The sequence below is a fragment of the Streptomyces sp. NPDC030995 genome (genome assembly GCF_055571215.1).
Map to the genome: position 1 here is coordinate 17,265 of NZ_JBVIFS010000016.1, position 15,745 is coordinate 33,009.

Sequence of the window (15,745 nt, forward strand, 5' to 3'; positions counted from 1 at the left end):
CCTCGTCGGTTGCCCGGCGGGGCGGGGCGGGGCGGGCCGGTTCCGTCGGGGCCGGGCGCGCGCCGGGGCGTCTCCTCGGGCGCCGAACGTGGCGAGGGGTCGGAGAGTGCGGCGGTATTGCGTTCGGCGCCCTGCGGGGACGCCCCGGCACACACCCGGCCCCGCCGAAACCGCCCCGGGCCGGGCTGCGAAGTGTTCGGGCCTACGCTTGTCCCGACTGTTCTCGATGCTCGAAGAGGCGACTGACGAATGAGCGCGTACGGATCCTTCCCCGGCTCGCGGCCCCGCCGGCTGCGGACCACCCCGGCGATGCGGCGGATGGTCGCGGAGAACCGGCTGCACCCCTCGGACCTGATCCTCCCGGCCTTCGTGCGGGAGGGCATCAGCGAGCCCCTGGCGATCTCCGCGATGCCGGGCGTCGTCCAGCACACCCGGGACACGCTGCGGAAGGCCGCCGTCGAGGCGGTCGAGGCCGGGGTCGCCGGGATCATGCTGTTCGGTGTCCCGGCCGACGAGAACAAGGACGGGCGGGGGACGGCGGGCACCGAGCCGGACGGGATCCTCCAGGTCGCGATCCGCGACGTGAAGGCCGAGGTGGGGGATGATCTGGTGATCATGTCCGACCTGTGTCTGGACGAGTACACGGACCACGGGCACTGCGGGGTGCTGGATGCGGATGGTCGGGTGGACAACGACGCGACGCTGGAGCGGTACGCCGAGATGGCGCAGGTCCAGGCCGACGCGGGCGTCCACGTGGTCGGGCCCAGCGGGATGATGGACGGCCAGGTCGGCGTCATCCGCGACGCGCTGGACGAGACGGGCCACGAGGACGTGTCCATCCTGGCGTACACGGCCAAGTACACGTCCGCGTTCTACGGGCCCTTCCGGGAGGCCGTGGCCTCCTCTCTGCAGGGCGACCGCAAGACGTACCAGCAGGACCCGGCGAACGCCCGGGAGTCCCTGCGGGAGCTGGCCCTCGACCTGGAGGAGGGCGCCGACATGGTGATGGTCAAGCCGGCCGGCCCCTACCTCGACATCCTGTACCGGGTCGCGCAGGCCGTGGACGTACCGGTGGCGGCGTACCAGATCAGCGGCGAGTTCGCGATGATCGAGGCGGCGGCGGAGAAGGGCTGGATCGAGCGCGACCGGGCCATCCTGGAGACCCTGCTGGGCATCAAGCGCGCGGGCGCCGACACGATCCTCACGTACTGGGCTACCGAGGTGGCCGGCTGGCTGCGCGAGGCTCGCTGACGTTCCTCCCCTACGGCCAGTCGACCAGGCCGTAGAAGACGATGTAGTTGAAGACGACGGCCGCCGGAGCGATCACGGCGAGCCACACCCTGGCGGCGGCGTTCCGCCGCTGCCAGGGCAGCGCCCAGGCGGCGACCAGCAGGACCAGGACCACCACCAGCCCGAACCCGAAGACGGGGAAGGCGACCTCGTACGAGGCGTCGAACCGGTCACTCGCGGCGTCGCCGCAGGAGTCGCAGGCCATCGGGGACAGCCCGGCGAAGAAGAGCGCGACGGCCGCCAGGGGCAGCGTGAGCAGGGTGGAGACGAGCGGCGCGACGAAGGCACGCGGATGCCGTGCGGTGTCCCTCACGGGGTCGGTGTCCGTGTTCATGGACCCAGTCAACTCGGCCGGGGGAGCGGGCACATGAGTGCGGGTACTCAGGTATCCGGCTCGACCGGGGCTTAGGTTCACGAACATGCTCATTGACCAGGCGTCCTGGGAATCGGCGGTACGGCACCTGTACGAGGACGCGTTCACATTCAGCGCCACCGGTCCGCGCAAGCACGAGGACTGGCGGGCCGACGTGCTCGCCGTCATGGAACGCGCCGTCCCCGATCCGCGCGGCTGGGCCGGGCTCGACGACACCGCGAGCGAGCGCACGAAGGAAGTGCCCGCCTTTCCCTTCCGCCCGCCCTTCAAGGCCGATCCCCGGCGTCGGCTCACCCCGGCCGACGTCGGGGAGCGGTTGCACGAGATCGACCGTGCGAGCGCCGGGAATCTACTCCTCGCACTCACCGACGGCGGCTGCACCCTGCGGAACCTCGAAAGGTTCACCGAGAGCGTCGACGAGCTGCAGGACATGGCCCGCACCATCCTCGCCCGCTACGGGGACACGTTCACCTGCCACACCAACGTCACCGTCGGTGCGCGCAAGGACGGCACGCTGGACTTCGGGGCGTCCCACTGGGGCTATACCCCGATGACCTTCTACTGGGAGGACGCCGGCCTGGTCATCGTCTCCGACACCGAGGTCGGGCTGTTCTGGACGTTCGACTGCTGAGCCCTGAGAGGAAGAATCCATGACGACCCGATCCATCGAAGCCGCCACCTGGGAAGCCGCACTGGTACGGCTCCTGGAGGACGTCTACACCTTCGCCAGGAGCGGCCCCCGGCTGCACGGGGACTGGGCCGAGGACGTCCTCGCCGTCATGGAGCGGTCGGTCGCCGACCCGCGGGGCTGGTCCGTCCGGGAATCGGAGACGTTCAAGGTGGGATGGGAGGCCGGTCACCCCTCCTACCCGTTCCATGCGATGACCGCCGAGGACCTGCGCGCCGGGGTCCGCCCGATCACGGCGGGCGCTGCCGTCGAGCTGCTCGCCTCGCTCGCGCAGGAGTGGTTCTTCGAGGGCTTCCCGGTCCGGTTGCGGGAGGACCGCGACGCGGTGCTCGCGGACGCCCGGACCGTGCTGGACCGGTTCGGCCCCGATGCGGCGTTCTGGACCTCCTCCTTCCTCGCCCGCACCTCCGACGCGCCCGACTTCCTGGCGCGGGACCTCGAAGGCGGCCACCCCTTCACCGGCTTCATGATGGATCTCGGCCTGATCGCGGTGTCCGCGGACGAGGTCGGCGTCTTCTGGTCGTTCAACGCGCTGTGAGGATGATCCGATGGGTGGAGGGATTTTCTAGAAAAATCTTGTAGTTCCATTGTGTTCTACGCTGGCGGCATGGTGAAGCAACAGCGTGGCGAGGCCACCGTCGACCTGCTCCTGACCTCCGCCCTGCGGGTGTACGCCGAGTCGGGGCAGCAGGGCTTCACCGTCCAGGCCGTGACGGCGGCCAGTGGGGTCAGTCTGGGGAGCCTCTACCACCATTTCGGGAGCTTCGACGGGCTGGCCGCCGCCCTCTACACCCGCTGCATGGGGCAGCTCTTCGAGCAGCTGACGGAGGCCGTCACCCGGACCCGGACCGCCCGTACGGGCGTGCGGGCGCTGGTGTGCACGTACCTCCGCTTCACCCAGGAGCACCGGGACGCCGCCCTGTTCATCCATGCCTCCGCCTATTCCGGTTACCTCGCGATACACGCCGAGGAGATCCGGGCGGCCAAGGAGGTCATGCTCGCGGACCTGGGCCGCTGGATGTGGACCCGTATGGAGAAGGGCGAGATCCGGCCGCTGTCGGTGCCGTTGCTGGAGGTGCTGGTGATGGGCCCGGTCGCGGAGGCGGCCCGTCGCTGGCTGGCCAGCACGTACGAACTCGATCTGGGGGAGGCCGTGAAGGTCCTGCCCGAGCGGATCTGGTGCTCGCTCAGACCAGAATGAATTTCTAGAAAAACACTCTACAAAAAGCGCTGGGCGGTGCATGCTTGCGGCACCGGCATCTGCGGCCGCCGGGGAGTCGCAGATGCCGGGGGACGGCCCCGGGCGCGGGGTGCCTCCGGCTGCGGGTGCGCCCCCGGGAGGACAGGCGCACTCTGGAGGGAAGGGTGACCCCTGGAGGTGATGCACCATGTCCACGCTCGTCGGGTGGCATGTGGAGCTCGAATTCACCGAGGAGGGCCACCGCACCAGTGCGGCGGCCCTGGTCAGGCTCGGGGACGGCTCCGAGATCAAGGCGCGGGGCTATGCCCTGCGTCACCCCTCCGACCCGGAGCAGCTGAGGGTCGGGGAAGAGATCGCGGGCGCTCGCGCGCTCATGGATCTCGCGTCGCAGATGCTGCAGAAGGCCCACTCCGAGATCGACGAGGCGACGGGCCGTCATTCCTACCCGCTCAATCGTTGAGCGGGTAGGCGCACGGCCGGCCCGCTGACCGGCTCCGCAGGGAGCCCCTCAGCGGGTCCGGCTGCGGAAGAGGACCCCTGCCAGGGTCACGGCCACCGCCGTGATGCCGGCGCACCAGGCCAGGGCCACCCAGGGGGCGTCTTGGGCGGGCTGCGCGAGGAGCAGTGCGCGCAGGGATTCGATCACGGGGGTCAGCGGCTGGTGGTCGGCGAAGCCGTGCAGCCAGCCCGGCATGGTCTTGATGGGGACGAAGGCGCTGGACGGGTAGGGCAGGAACATCATCAGGAAGGTGAAGCCGCCCGCCGCCTCCGGGGACTTGGCGAGCAGGCCCAGTACGGCGGCCAGCCACGAGATCGCCGTGATGTACGCGAACAGCAGCCCGGCCGCCGCGAGGAAGGCGAGCGGGCCCGCCTGGGGCCGGAAGCCGATGGCGAGGGCGACGGCCAGGACCAGGGTCGTGGACAGCAGGTTCCGCAGCACGGAGGCCGTGACGTGTCCGGCCAGGATCGGGATGCCGCCGATGTCCAGGGAGCGGAAGCGGTCGATGACCCCGTTCTTCATGTCGTCGGCGACGCTGACGGCGGTGCTCGCCGCGCCGAAACCCGCGCAGAGCAGCATGGCGCCGGGCACCACGTACGTCACGTACTCGGTCCCGGTGTCGATGGCACCGCCGAAGAAGTAGACGAAGATCAGCATCAGCATGACCGGCAGCATCAGCGCGGCGATCAGCGCGTCCGGGCTGCGGCGGCTGATGCGCAGGCTGCGGCCGGCCAGGGAGAGGGCGGCGGTGCTCATGGGGCGGCTCCCGTCAGGGTGAGGAACACGTCGTCGAGGGTGGCGGTGCGGACCGCGAAGCGGTCCACGGCGGTGCGGTCCGGGTCGAGCTCGTCGAGCAGCGCGCGTACGTCGGCCGCGCTGCCGTCGGTCGGCAGGCCCAGGGTGAGCTCGTCCGGGGCGAGGTGGACCGCGCGCGGGGCCAGCGCGTCGTAGGCGGCCCGGGTGGCGAGGGTGAGGTCGAGCCGGTGCCCGGCGACGCGGGACTTCAGCTCGGCGGGCGTGCCCTCGGCGGCGATCCGCCCGTCGGCCAGGACGGCGACGCGGTCGGCGAGCCGGTCGGCCTCCTCCAGGTACTGGGTGGTCAGCAGCACGGTCGTGCCGTCGGCGCGCAGTTCCCGTACGAGGTCCCACAGGTCCTGGCGGCTGCGCGGGTCCAGCCCGGTGGTCGGCTCGTCGAGGAAGATCACCTCGGGCCGGGAGACCAGGCTCGCGGCGAGGTCGAGGCGCCGTCGCATCCCGCCCGAGTACGTCTTCGCCGTGCGCGCGGCGGCCTCGGTGAGCCCGAAGCGGTCGAGCAGCTCGTCGGCGCGGGTACGGGCGTCCCGGGGGGAGAGGCCGGTCAGGCGGCCCATCATGCGGAGCATCTCGGCGCCGGTCTGGAGCTCGTCCACGGCCGCGAACTGCCCGGTGAGGCTGATGCGTTCGCGGACGCGCGAGCGGTGGTCGGTGACGTCGTACCCGGCCACGCGGGCGGCGCCCGAGTCGGCGGCGGTGAGGGTGGCGAGGATGCGGACGGTGGTGGTCTTGCCGGCGCCGTTGGGGCCGAGGAGGGCGAGGACGCTGCCGCGCGGGACGGCGAGGTCGATGCCGTCGAGGACGCGCAGGGCGCCGTAGGACTTGGTCAGGCCGGTGGCGTGGATGCCGAGGTCGCTCGTGGTCATCAGGGGCCAAACTCCCTTCTGCGTATGGGTTACGCGCTTCTGTGTAAGTAATACACAGAACTAGGATGTGGGTCAATCACGTAGCGGAGGAGGGAGGGACGGAGATGGACGACACGGACAGCGGTACGGGACTCCCGGCGAGCCTGGAAATGGCCTGGGGCCTGCGCGAACGAGCCGGCAAGGGCCCGCGCCCCACGCTCACCCTCCCGCGGATCGTGGACACGGCGGTGGCGCTCGCCGCAGGTGAGGGCGTGGACGCCGTCTCCATGGGCCGGGTGGCCAAGGAACTGGGCGTCTCGACGATGTCCCTCTACCGGTACGTCGCGGCGAAGGAAGAGCTGTTCATCCTGATGGCGGACGCGGGTGTCGGCTGCCCGCCTGAGTTGCCTCCCGGCGGGGCGGAACGCGGCTGGCGGGAGCTCCTGTCGGAGTGGGCCTACGCGCAGCGGGCCGTCCTGATGGCCAACAGCTGGATCCTGCGCATCCCGATCACCGGGGCCCCGGTCAGCCCGAACCAGCTGGCGTGGATGGAACGCGGGCTCGCGGCGCTGGCGGACACCGGCCTGAAGGAGAGCGAGAAGCTCTCCGCGATCATCCTGGTGGGCGGGCTGGTACGGAACGAGGCCACCATGGCCGCCGACATGATGGACGCCATCGTGAAGGCCGGCGTCGCGCCGGACCAGGTGGTGGGCCAGTACGTGCGCACGCTGCGGCTACTGACCGGCCCGGACAGCCACCCGGCGGTGACGCGGCTGCTGGAGTCCGACGCGTTTGCCGGGTCGGATGAGCCGGACTTTCAATTCCGCTTCGGCCTGGGCCGCCTGCTGGACGGCCTGGCCGAGCTGATCAGCGAGCGGTCCACGCCGTAAGGGCGGCCCAGGCGGTGGGTGTGAGGGCGAGGGTCGGGCCGTCCGTGACCTTGGAGTCCCGGACGTGGACCTGGGTCGTGCCGGTGGCCACTTCCAGGCAGTCGCCGCCCTCGCTGCCGCTGTAGCTGGACTTGAACCACGTGAGTTCGGTGCTCATGGATCTCCTAGCAGCCGTTTCAACAGGTCCCTGGTTTCCTCGGGGTTGAGGGCCTGGGTCCGCAGCATCGCATACTTCATGGAGAGGATGCTGACCTCGTCGAGGTCGGAGACGACCAGGCTGCCGCGTTGCGTTTCGAGGTACGCGATGTGCTGGTGCTCCGGGGTCTCCAGCAGGACGAACGGGCCGTCCAGGGCGGGATGGCTGGGGCGGTCCAGCGGCAGGATCTGGATGGATACGCCGGTCAGCTCGGAGCAGGCGAGCAGGTGTCGGAACTGTTCCCGGAGGACCTTCCGGCCGCCGATCGGACACAGGAGGACGGGCTCCCAGATGACGAAGCTGGCGCACATCGGCTTCTCGCGCCGCAGTGCGGTCTGGCGGTCGAGGCGGGCCCTCGTCTGGTCCGCGACCTCGCCGTCGGTATAGATCGGTGCGCGGCTGCGGAAGACCGCCTCTGCGTACGACTCGGTCTGGAGTAGACCCGGTACAACCTGATTCTGGTACGAGGACAGGGTGGCGGCCTTCTGCTCCAGGTTGATCAGTGGCTCCGCCCACGGTGGGATCACATCGATCTGCGGCATCTTGTGCGCCGCCACGGTGAGGAGGCCGGGCAGTCCCAGTGCCTGGTCCATCAGCTCCGCGACATTCGGCATCAGGCTGCGGCGGCCCTGCTCGATTGACGCGATGGTCTCCTCGTCCAGCCGGACCAGTTCTCCGAGTTGCTTCTGCGTCAGGTTCTTGGCGGTTCGGGCTGAGGCCACCTGCGCACCGACCATCTTCATGGTCGTCGCATTGGGCCGTGTGCGCTTCCTCGGTGGCATGACGATGAACTCCCCGCCTGTGGACAGGTCTTACCCCGTGCCAACCCGTACTCATCAATGAGTACGGGTTGGCGCTCAGCCACACGCTAGTCACGTAACGCGACGATCGGCGGGTGAATCTGCATACTCAACCCGCCCTCGTGCAGGACCGCCTCTACCTGCGCTCACCGCAAACCGTCGCAGCTGCACGCCAGTTCACACGTGACACCTTGCACGCCTGGGGGAGACCCTCCCGCCAGGACGACGTGTTGCTCTGCGTGAGCGAGCTGGCGACCAACGCGCTGCGGTACGGGGTCCCCCGCGGGCGCGGCTACCTGCTCCGGCTGCTCACCTTCGACGGGACCGTCCGCGTCGAGGTCCACGACAGCGGGCCCGGGCTGTCGCGGCTGACCGGGCAGCCGCACGGGCGGGGGCTCACGCTCGTGGCCGGTCTCGCCGACGACTGGGGGGTGCTGCCCCGGGCGCCGGGCAAGGTGGTCTGGTGCGAGTTCCGCGGGGGTGGCTGCTAGCTTCGGAGGTTCGGAGGATCCGTCAAGGGGGGCCAGTGTCACGTCCGTTGCGGTGGGCTGTCGTCATCGGGGGCACGGCGATCGTGTTCCTGCTCAGCTTCAAGCTGGGCGAGGTGGACCCCTTCGGCTGGTTGCCGGACAAGGACTCGGACAAGGTGGCGGCCGCCGCCGGTTTCGGCGGGGCCATGGCCGCGGCCTTCGGGCTGGCCGGAGCCTGGTGGGCGAGCAGCGGGCCGGGCGCCGGTGACGGCCAGACCGTCGTACGGCAGCGGGCCCGCGCCTCCGGGACCGGGCAGATCACCCAGTCCGGCGGATCCCCCGCCCCCGGCCTGCTGGACCAGTGGGCGCGGGCCGACGGCGACTCCAGGGTGCAGCAGACCAGCGGCAGCGGCGCGGGCGAGGGTAGCGGCGGCGGTGAGCCGGGCGGCGCGTCCTAGTGGCCACCGAGCAGTGGGCGCGGGCCGAGGGGAACGCGCGGATCACCCAGGTCGCCGGGGACCAGATCACCTACGGCGCCGGCGCCGGGCCCGCGCCCCGGGCGCTGCTCGGCCTGCCCGACGCGCCCGCCGCCTTGGTCGGGCGCGACGGACCGGTCAAGGAACTGGTGGCGCTGCTCGCGGAGGGCGGGTCGCCGGTCGCCGTGGTGGCCGGGCTGGCGGGCGTCGGCAAGAGCGCGCTGGCGGTGTCCACGGCCCACCGGGCCGTGGAACTGGGGTGGTTCGGCGACCGGGTGTTCTTCCTCTCGCTGCGCGGCTACGCCCCCGACGGCGGGGTGAGCGGACCGCAGGCGGTCCAGGAGATGCTGCGCCACCTGGGCGTCCGGGACACCGACATGCCGGAGTCGCCCGAGGGCCGGGTGGCGCTGTACCGGGCGAAGCTGGCGGCCTTCGCGCAGGCGGGGCAGCGCGTGCTGATCGTGGCCGACGACGCGGGTTCGGTCGCGCAGGTGCGGGACCTCGTACCGGCCGCGGGCACGCACCGGCTGTTCGTGACCTCGCGGCACCGGCTCGTGGCGCCCGGGTTTGCGGGGCGGGTGCTCCCGCTGGACGAGCTGGCTGCGGAGCCCGCGGCCGAGCTCCTCGCGGACACTTTGCTGCGCGCGTGGCCGGACGATCCCCGGCCCGCGCGGGAGCCGGGCGCGCTGACCGAGATCGCGCAGCGGTGCGGGCGGCTGCCGCTGGCCCTGACGGTGGCGGGAGCTCTGCTGGCGGGCGATCCGGGGCTCCCGGCAGGGGAGTTGGCGGGGCAGCTGGCCGAGGCCCGGAACCGGCTGGAGGCGCTGACCTTCGACGAGGAGGGCGGGGTGCCGGTGGGGGTGCGGGCCGCCTTCGACCTCTCGTACGCGCGGCTGCCCGCGGACCAGGCGCGGATCTTCCGGCTGCTGACGGTGAACCCCGGCCCGGACTGCCGCACCGAGTACGCGGGCCTGCTCACGGACGAGGGCGAGGGCGTACGGCCCAAGCTGGCCGCGCTCGTACGGGCCAGCCTGCTGACCGAGCAGCCCGTCGGTTCGGGGCGCTGGCGGATGCACGACCTGGTCCGGCTGTACGCGCTGGAACGGGGCGAGGAGTGCGCCGAGGAGGACGGGCGGGAGGAGGTGACCGACACCTTCCTGGCGAGCCTGTGCTCCGACGTGGAGTTGACCCAGGCGGTCCTGGGCGTGAGCAGCCGGCGCGGCAGCGGGCCGGGCCTGCCTTCCATGGCGCAGGCGCTGGACTGGCTCGACACGGAGCGTCCGCTGCTGGTCGCCGCCGTGGGTTTCGCCGCCGACACCGGCCGGCTGGGAACCGCCGTGGAACTGGCCGACCTCCTGGACCCCTACCTGGGGATCTACGGGCACGTGCAGGAACGCCTGCTGATGGCGCGCCACGTGCTCGCGGCCGTGCGCACGACGGTCGGTCCCGGCGACTTGGGTGTCGTGTTGTGCGACCTCGGCAGCGCACTCTGCCAGGCGGAGCAGTGGGCGGAAGCCACCGACCGGCTGACGGAGGCCCTCACCCTGTTCCGCGAGACCTCCCTCAGGGAGGGCGAGGCCAGGGCGCTGAACCTGCTCGGCAGCTCGTACAGTGCCGCGCGCCGTTTCGAGGAGGCGCGGCAGGCTCACGAAGGGGCGCTGGACATCTTCCGTGAGCTGGGGATCCGGCATGCGGAGGCCACGGTGCTGGCAGGCTTGGCCCTCGACCTCCAGCACCTGGGACGGCTGGACGAGGCGATCGTCATGCACCGGCAGGGTGTCGCCGTCATGCGGGAGATGGGCGACCGGCACCGCGAGGCTTCCGGGCTGCGCGATCTCGGTGAGGCGCTCTGGCGGGCGGGGCAGCGTGAGGAGTCCCTCGCCGTACGGGAAGAGGCACTCGCCATCGTGAGGGAGCTGGGCAACCGGGCACGAGTGGCGTGGACGCTGAACGAGATCGCGACCTCGCTGCTGTCCACCGGGCCGCCGGACGAAGTGCGGGCCCGTTTCGAGGAGGCGCTGGACCTCTTCAGGGCGGTTGGTGACCGGCGCGGCGAAGGCCTGGTGCTGATCAACCTGGGCCTGTTCCACCTGCAGGAGGGGCGGCCGGCGCAGGCGCTGGAGGCGCACGAGCGGGCATGTGCCCTCCTGGCCGGTGCGGGGGACCGCCCGAGCCAGGCCGGGGCGGTGCGGGCACTGGCGTACACCCTGACCGTGCTGGGCCGGTTGACGGAGGCCGAAGAGGCTTTCGAGCGGGCTGCGGAGGCCTTCGCCACGCTCGGCCACGCGGAGCAGGAGGCGGAGTGCAGGAAGGAGGCCGCGACCGTGCGCCAGGAGGCGCGGCGGCCCCGCGGCTGGTGGCGCCGGAAGAGGTGAGGGCGAGGCGGGTCGCCGCCCGGGCGTGGCTCACGTCGGCGGCCGGCCTTGCCGACGCCCGGGGCGTGCTGGCCCGGGCGCCGGGCAAGGCGGAGTGGTGCGACCTCCGCTGACCGGCGCGGGACGCGTCAGGCGGGCTGCTCCGGTTCGTTGACCTTGATCACGGCGAAGGGGGCGCCCTGCGGGTCGGCCAGGACGGCCATGCGGCCCACCGGGGTGTCGAACACGGGGGCCTTGACCTGGGCGCCGGCCTTGGTGGCCGACGCCAGGGTGCCGTCCAGGTCGTCGGTGTGGAAGTACGGCATCCAGTTCGGGGGCGTGCCCGGCGGGAGGCTGTCCAGGCCCATCATCCCGGCCACCGAGCGGCCGCCCACCTTGAACTCCGTGTACTTCGGGCCGCCTTCCGACTTGGCGGCGGCCGGCGTCATCGGCAGGACGGCGGAGTAGAACGCGCCCGCGGCGTCGGGGTCGCCCGTGCTGAGCTCGTTCCAGATCACCGCGCCGTGCTCGTTGACGATGCCCGCCCCGGCGAAGGTGCCCGGCTCCCACAGGCCGAAGAAGGCGCCGGTGGGGTCGGCGGCGACGGCCATCCGGCCGAGCTCCATGACGTCCATCGGGCCCATCACGACCTGGCCGCGCTCGGCGGTGACGGACTTGAGGGTGGAGTCGATGCCGTCGGTGGACAGGTACGTCGTCCACACGGTCGGCGGCATCGGGTCGGGGATGGTGCCGTCCGGGTTCATCGCCTTCATGATCCCGGCGACCGGCTTGCCCTTGAGGGTGCAGACGGAGTAGCCGCCCTGCTCGGGCGGGCCGATCTCGCCCTGCCAGCCGAAGAGGCCGCAGTAGAAGTCGAGGGCCGCCTGCTGGTCGGGGACCATCAGGTCGATCCAGCACGGGGTGCCGGGCTTGTAGGGGCCGTTCTTGTCGGGCACGGAGGTCTCCGGTGGTGGGTGGGGGAAGGACGGGCCGTCCCCTACCCGGGCTGTACGGACCGAATCGGGCCGTTCGGGTGTGCGGGCGAGCAGGCCGGCGGCCCAGCCGAAGGCCCCGCGAGGCCCGGCGGTCAGGGCGATTCCGGTGCGGCGGCGGGTGGTGGGCTGCATGGGCTGTGTGGGCGGTCTGGACTGTGTGGGCTTCATGCCCAAAAGGAGGGGGCCCACAGGGAGAACATTCCCTGTGGGCCCCCTCACGGCCGAGGTGGTGGCTCAGGCGGTGGTGCGGCGGCGACGGCCGTTGCCCGCGACCAGGGCGGCGCCCATGGCGAGGGCCACGCCCGCGCCGCCGAGGGCCCAGGTGGTGGCCGCGTCGGCGCCGGTGGCGGCGAGTTCGCCGCCGGTAGCGGTGCCGGTTCCGGTGCCGGTGGTGGTGTCGACCGGCTTGGAGCCGCCGTTCGGGCTCGGCTGGTTGCCGTTGCCGCCGGTGCTCGGGTCGGCGGCGACGATCTCCGTCAGGCGGCCCTGGGAGCGCGAGTGCGCCCACGGCTTCGGGGTCTCCGGACCGGTCTGGGAGGAGCCCCAGGCGAAGAGGCTGAGGGCGCCGACCGGGGCGTCGGCCGAAAGGCGGACGCGGACCTGGATGTCGAAGCTCTGACCGGCGGAGACCGGGCCGCCGGCGAGGGCTGCTCCGAAGAAGTAGCCCTCTTCCTCGGACCGGAGCTCGGCATCGTGCCAGCCGGCGTTGCCGTCCTTGTCCTTGCTCAGGACCTCGACCTTGATCTGGGAGCCCTTCATCTGGACCCAGTCGGGGCGGGACAGGGACAGGCCCACGTCGAATCCGTCCAGGGCCTTCTTCCCGGAGTTGTCCACGCGGATCGACAGGTTGGTCCAGTCGCCGCCCGCCTTGACGGTCTCCGGTACGCCGTTCACCGTCAGCGCGGGGCCCTCGATGAAGGGGTCCTCGGGGCCTTCGCCGGTCGCGCCCGCGATCCGGGTGTTGTACCAGGTGGTGGGGGAGTGGTTGGTGTCGCCGCCGACCCGGCTCTTGCCGTCCGAGGTCAGGTCGAAGGCCACCACCGGGCTGTCCGCGGCGAAGCTGATGCGGACGTCCACGGTGTAGGACGTGCCCTTGGCGACGTTCGGGGTGGTCCCGAGGCCGTACTGGAGGCCGGGGCCGAGCTCCACGCTCTGTTCGAGGGTGGCCGGCTTCCAGGACCCGTCGGCGGCCCGCCACTCGACCTTGATCTGCGAGGGCTTGAACCGGTCCTTCTCGTCGAACACGGTCACGTTGGGCGTGTAGTTGGGTACGGCGATGTGGCCGGAGTTGTCGACCGTGACCTTCAGCGGGGTCCAGCTGCCGTCGGCCTTGAAGCCGTCCTTCGGGATGCCGGCCACCGTGACCTCGGGGCCCATGAGGATCCCGTCGGACTGGGCGTCCTTCGTGTCCTCGGCGGGCTTGGTGTCCTTCGCCGGCTGGTCGGCGGGTGCCGTCGGCGTCGTCGGCGCGGGTGCGGGCGTCTCGACGACGGGAGCCGGGGTGGTCGGCGCGGTCGGCGTGGTCGGCGCCTCCGGTGCCGGAGCCGGCGTGGCGGGGCCGGTGGCGTCGTCCTTCGGCTCCACGTCCGGAACGATCACGGCCGGCTGGTCCGCCGCCATCGCGGGCGAGCTCATCAGGACCGTCGGACCGGCCACGGCGACCGCGGCCACGGCGGCAATGCGCTTGATCTTGCTCTTGTTCTTGTTCACTTGTATCCCCCACATGGTTTTTGAACGTGATCAGATTAATGGGGTTGGCGGGATTGTGTAGGCCTGGGAGATCACGAAATGCCAACGGCCCCGGCGGTGGTTGCCGGGGCCGTGCGCTATGTGCCGACGTGACCGAGTTGCGGTCAGCGCGTGACCTCACGGTTGAAGACGGCGCGCGACCACAGGTAGCCGACCAGGCTGAGCCCCGCGCACCAGGCGAGGGCGATCCAGCCGTCGTTGCCGATCGGGGTGCCGAGCAGCAGCCCGCGCAGGGTCTCGTTGATCGGGGTGAAGGGCTGGTACTCGGCGAACCAGCGCAGCGCGGTCGGCATGGACTCCGGGGTGACGACCGCGCTGCCGAGGAAGGGCAGGAAGGTCAGCGGCATCGGGGCGTTGGACGCGGCCTCGATGGTCTTGGAACCCAGGCCCATCGCGGCGGTCACCCAGCTCAGGCCGAAGGACAGGAAGAGCAGCAGACCGATGGCGGCGATCCACTCGACGGGCGAGGCGTCGGGACGGAAGCCCACCGCGAAGGAGGCTCCGGTGATCAGGACGAGGATCACCGCGGCCTGGACGACGCTGCCGAAGACATGGCCCGTGAGGATGGACCCGCGCGAGATCGACATCGTACGGAAGCGGTTGACGATGCCTTCCGTCATGTCGGTGCAGACGGAGATGGCGGTCGTGATGGCGCCGGAGGTCACGGCCATCATGATGATGCCGGGCACCACGTAGTTGGTGTAGTCGCTGCGACCGGCGCCCCCGATGCCGGTGCCGAGCGCGCCGCCGAAGACGTACACGAACAGCAGCAGCATCACGATCGGCATCATGACGATCATGACCGTCATCGACGGGTAGCGCAGCATGTGCTTGAGGTTGCGGCGCAGCATCGTCATCGAATCGCGCAGGGCGTACGAGCGGGTCCGCGCGGCGGGCTTGGCGGGCTTGGCGGGCTTGGCCGGGGTGAGGGTGGCGGTGCTCATCGGTTCGACTCCTTCTGCGCGGTCGCGGAGGTGGCGGAGGTGGCGGCGGGGGCGTTCTGCCGGCCGGTGAGGGTGAGGAAGACGTCGTCGAGGTCGGGGGTGTGCACGGTGAGCGACTCGGCCTGCAGCCCGGTGCTGTCGAGGACGTCGAGCACGGCACGGAGATCGGCGATGGAGCCGTCGCTGGGGACCTGCAGGGTGAGCGACTCGTCGTCGCGGGTGGCGACGCCGAAGGACTCGGCCGCCGTGGCGAGTTGCGCCTCGTCGGCGAACCGGAGGCGGACATGACCGCCGGGGATCCTGCGCTTGAGCTCGTCGGCGGTGCCCTCGGCGATCAGCTTGCCGTGGTCCAGGACCGCGATGCGGTCGGCGAGTTGGTCGGCCTCCTCCAGGTACTGCGTGGTGAGGAAGATGGTCACGCCCTGGTCCTTGACCAGGTCCCGGATGAGCTCCCACATGACGCGGCGGCTGCGCGGGTCGAGGCCGGTGGTCGGCTCGTCGAGGAAGATGATCCGCGGCCGGCCGACCAGGGTCATCGCCAGGTCGAGCTTGCGGCGCATGCCGCCGGAGAAGGTGGCGACGTTCTTGCGGGCCGCCTCCGTCAGCTCGAACCGCTCCAGGAGGTCGGCGGCGCGGCGGCGGCCCTCGCGCTTGCCCAGGTGGTGCAGGTCGGCCATGAGGAGCAGGTTCTCCTCGGCGGTGAGCAGCCCGTCGACGGCGGCGAACTGTCCGGTGACGCCGATCTGTCGGCGCACCGCGTCGGCGTCGGCGGCCACGTCGTGGCCCGCGATCCGAGCCTCGCCCCCGTCGGCGCCGATCAGCGTGGAGAGGATCTCCACGGTGGTGGTCTTGCCGGCGCCGTTCGGGCCGAGCAGGGCGAAGATCGTGCCCTCGGGGATCCGCAGGTCGATGCCGTCGAGCACCACCTTGTCGCCGTACGACTTGCGCAGGCCGATCGCGGAGATCGCGGCTGAGCGCGTGGCGGTGGCCGCTGTCGTCGTTGCCGTGGTCGCGGGGTTCATGGTGGGCGGGCCCTTCTCTTCGGGAGTCCGGGGCGGACGGGGATGGCCGGTGAGCCGGCCGTGGCGCAGGGATGGCGCAAGACTGGCGCAACGCGCTCGTTCCGTGCCGTGCTTGCATCACCATGATGGCACATCGATGG

At 71.4% G+C, this 15,745-nt stretch carries 18 protein-coding genes; 9 read left to right on the top strand and 9 right to left on the bottom strand.

Features of this window, described 5'->3' with window-relative positions; genetic code table 11:
* Positions 1-249: 249 nt before the first annotated feature.
* On the top strand, positions 250-1,251 hold the full coding sequence (gene hemB / locus ACZ45T_RS23080) for a porphobilinogen synthase (protein ID WP_468444209.1): 1,002 nt from the start codon (positions 250-252) through the stop codon (positions 1,249-1,251).
* Positions 1,252-1,261: 10 nt separating this feature from the next.
* On the opposite strand, the gene ACZ45T_RS23085 is transcribed toward hemB, so the two are convergent.
* Positions 1,262-1,624, bottom strand: coding sequence for a hypothetical protein (locus tag ACZ45T_RS23085; RefSeq protein WP_468444211.1), 363 nt, complete (start codon positions 1,622-1,624; stop codon positions 1,262-1,264).
* Between the two features lie 85 nt (positions 1,625-1,709).
* Here ACZ45T_RS23085 and ACZ45T_RS23090 point away from each other — a divergent pair, with 85 nt between their 5' ends.
* The 4 genes from ACZ45T_RS23090 (at position 1,710) to ACZ45T_RS23105 (ending at position 4,012) form a co-directional block, all read left to right on the top strand.
* Positions 1,710-2,294: a hypothetical protein gene (locus tag ACZ45T_RS23090; protein ID WP_468444213.1), complete on the top strand. Its 585-nt coding sequence runs from the start codon at positions 1,710-1,712 to the stop codon at positions 2,292-2,294.
* Positions 2,295-2,313: 19 nt separating this feature from the next.
* Positions 2,314-2,889, top strand: a complete 576-nt coding sequence (locus tag ACZ45T_RS23095; RefSeq protein ID WP_468444215.1) for a hypothetical protein — start codon at positions 2,314-2,316, stop codon at positions 2,887-2,889.
* 69 nt (positions 2,890-2,958) lie between these two features.
* Positions 2,959-3,552, top strand: coding sequence for a TetR/AcrR family transcriptional regulator (locus ACZ45T_RS23100; RefSeq protein ID WP_468444217.1), 594 nt, complete (start codon positions 2,959-2,961; stop codon positions 3,550-3,552).
* A 187-nt stretch (positions 3,553-3,739) separates the two neighbouring features.
* Complete coding sequence (locus ACZ45T_RS23105; RefSeq protein WP_468444219.1) at positions 3,740-4,012, top strand: DUF1876 domain-containing protein; 273 nt, start codon at positions 3,740-3,742, stop codon at positions 4,010-4,012.
* 48 nt (positions 4,013-4,060) lie between these two features.
* On the opposite strand, the gene ACZ45T_RS23110 is transcribed toward ACZ45T_RS23105, so the two are convergent.
* Positions 4,061-4,807 (bottom strand): ABC transporter permease, encoded by a 747-nt coding sequence (locus ACZ45T_RS23110; RefSeq protein WP_468444221.1) that lies wholly within the window; start codon positions 4,805-4,807, stop codon positions 4,061-4,063.
* The gene (locus tag ACZ45T_RS23115; RefSeq protein ID WP_468444224.1) at positions 4,804-5,730 is read right to left on the bottom strand and encodes an ABC transporter ATP-binding protein; all 927 of its coding nucleotides are present in this window, start codon (positions 5,728-5,730) and stop codon (positions 4,804-4,806) included. Before ACZ45T_RS23115 ends, ACZ45T_RS23110 begins: the two co-directional genes overlap by 4 nt.
* Positions 5,731-5,834: 104 nt before the next feature.
* Between ACZ45T_RS23115 and ACZ45T_RS23120 the strand changes: the two genes are divergently transcribed.
* Positions 5,835-6,599 carry a TetR/AcrR family transcriptional regulator gene (locus tag ACZ45T_RS23120; protein ID WP_468444226.1) on the top strand — a complete coding sequence of 255 codons (765 nt, stop codon included), beginning with the start codon at positions 5,835-5,837 and terminating at the stop codon, positions 6,597-6,599.
* Here ACZ45T_RS23120 and ACZ45T_RS23125 read toward each other — a convergent pair.
* Together ACZ45T_RS23125 and ACZ45T_RS23130 are read right to left on the bottom strand one after the other, a co-directional pair.
* Positions 6,577-6,756, bottom strand: a complete 180-nt coding sequence (locus ACZ45T_RS23125) for a DUF397 domain-containing protein (RefSeq protein ID WP_468444228.1) — start codon at positions 6,754-6,756, stop codon at positions 6,577-6,579. The genes ACZ45T_RS23120 and ACZ45T_RS23125 overlap by 23 nt on opposite strands.
* Positions 6,753-7,538 carry a helix-turn-helix domain-containing protein gene (locus tag ACZ45T_RS23130; protein WP_468444230.1) on the bottom strand — a complete coding sequence of 262 codons (786 nt, stop codon included), beginning with the start codon at positions 7,536-7,538 and terminating at the stop codon, positions 6,753-6,755. The genes ACZ45T_RS23125 and ACZ45T_RS23130 overlap by 4 nt, the downstream gene beginning before the upstream one ends.
* A 179-nt stretch (positions 7,539-7,717) precedes the next feature.
* Between ACZ45T_RS23130 and ACZ45T_RS23135 the strand changes: the two genes are divergently transcribed.
* From ACZ45T_RS23135 to ACZ45T_RS23145, 3 genes are read left to right on the top strand one after another with little or no spacing between them, the layout of a single operon-like run.
* Complete coding sequence (locus ACZ45T_RS23135) at positions 7,718-8,086, top strand: ATP-binding protein (protein ID WP_468444501.1); 369 nt, start codon at positions 7,718-7,720, stop codon at positions 8,084-8,086.
* Between the two features lie 35 nt (positions 8,087-8,121).
* Entirely contained in the window at positions 8,122-8,523 is a 402-nt protein-coding gene (locus ACZ45T_RS23140; RefSeq protein WP_468444232.1) for a hypothetical protein, read from the top strand.
* Positions 8,523-10,916: an ATP-binding protein gene (locus ACZ45T_RS23145; protein WP_468444234.1), complete on the top strand. Its 2,394-nt coding sequence runs from the start codon at positions 8,523-8,525 to the stop codon at positions 10,914-10,916. Before ACZ45T_RS23140 ends, ACZ45T_RS23145 begins: the two co-directional genes overlap by 1 nt.
* Positions 10,917-11,044: 128 nt before the next feature.
* Here ACZ45T_RS23145 and ACZ45T_RS23150 read toward each other — a convergent pair whose 3' ends face one another.
* The 4 genes from ACZ45T_RS23150 to ACZ45T_RS23165 all read right to left on the bottom strand — a co-directional run bounded on the left by ACZ45T_RS23150 (position 11,045) and on the right by ACZ45T_RS23165 (position 15,605).
* Positions 11,045-11,797 carry a VOC family protein gene (locus tag ACZ45T_RS23150; protein ID WP_468444503.1) on the bottom strand — a complete coding sequence of 251 codons (753 nt, stop codon included), beginning with the start codon at positions 11,795-11,797 and terminating at the stop codon, positions 11,045-11,047.
* 327 nt (positions 11,798-12,124) lie between these two features.
* Positions 12,125-13,600 (bottom strand): hypothetical protein, encoded by a 1,476-nt coding sequence (locus tag ACZ45T_RS23155; protein WP_468444236.1) that lies wholly within the window; start codon positions 13,598-13,600, stop codon positions 12,125-12,127.
* Between the two features lie 143 nt (positions 13,601-13,743).
* A complete protein-coding gene (locus ACZ45T_RS23160) occupies positions 13,744-14,583 on the bottom strand; it encodes an ABC transporter permease (protein WP_468444238.1) in 840 nt (279 codons plus the stop codon).
* Positions 14,580-15,605, bottom strand: coding sequence for an ATP-binding cassette domain-containing protein (locus ACZ45T_RS23165; RefSeq protein ID WP_468444240.1), 1,026 nt, complete (start codon positions 15,603-15,605; stop codon positions 14,580-14,582). The genes ACZ45T_RS23160 and ACZ45T_RS23165 overlap by 4 nt, the downstream gene beginning before the upstream one ends.
* Positions 15,606-15,745 lie beyond the last annotated feature (140 nt).

Coding starts and splice junctions, on each gene's coding strand:
- hemB (WP_468444209.1), top strand. CDS start 250: ATGAGCGCGTACGGATCCTTCCCCGGCTCGCGGCCCCGCCGGCTGCGG.
- ACZ45T_RS23085 (WP_468444211.1), bottom strand. CDS start 1,624: ATGAACACGGACACCGACCCCGTGAGGGACACCGCACGGCATCCGCGT.
- ACZ45T_RS23090 (WP_468444213.1), top strand. CDS start 1,710: ATGCTCATTGACCAGGCGTCCTGGGAATCGGCGGTACGGCACCTGTAC.
- ACZ45T_RS23095 (WP_468444215.1), top strand. CDS start 2,314: ATGACGACCCGATCCATCGAAGCCGCCACCTGGGAAGCCGCACTGGTA.
- ACZ45T_RS23100 (WP_468444217.1), top strand. CDS start 2,959: ATGGTGAAGCAACAGCGTGGCGAGGCCACCGTCGACCTGCTCCTGACC.
- ACZ45T_RS23105 (WP_468444219.1), top strand. CDS start 3,740: ATGTCCACGCTCGTCGGGTGGCATGTGGAGCTCGAATTCACCGAGGAG.
- ACZ45T_RS23110 (WP_468444221.1), bottom strand. CDS start 4,807: ATGAGCACCGCCGCCCTCTCCCTGGCCGGCCGCAGCCTGCGCATCAGC.
- ACZ45T_RS23115 (WP_468444224.1), bottom strand. CDS start 5,730: ATGACCACGAGCGACCTCGGCATCCACGCCACCGGCCTGACCAAGTCC.
- ACZ45T_RS23120 (WP_468444226.1), top strand. CDS start 5,835: ATGGACGACACGGACAGCGGTACGGGACTCCCGGCGAGCCTGGAAATG.
- ACZ45T_RS23125 (WP_468444228.1), bottom strand. CDS start 6,756: ATGAGCACCGAACTCACGTGGTTCAAGTCCAGCTACAGCGGCAGCGAG.
- ACZ45T_RS23130 (WP_468444230.1), bottom strand. CDS start 7,538: ATGAAGATGGTCGGTGCGCAGGTGGCCTCAGCCCGAACCGCCAAGAAC.
- ACZ45T_RS23150 (WP_468444503.1), bottom strand. CDS start 11,797: ATGGTCCCCGACCAGCAGGCGGCCCTCGACTTCTACTGCGGCCTCTTC.
- ACZ45T_RS23160 (WP_468444238.1), bottom strand. CDS start 14,583: ATGAGCACCGCCACCCTCACCCCGGCCAAGCCCGCCAAGCCCGCCAAG.
- ACZ45T_RS23165 (WP_468444240.1), bottom strand. CDS start 15,605: ATGAACCCCGCGACCACGGCAACGACGACAGCGGCCACCGCCACGCGC.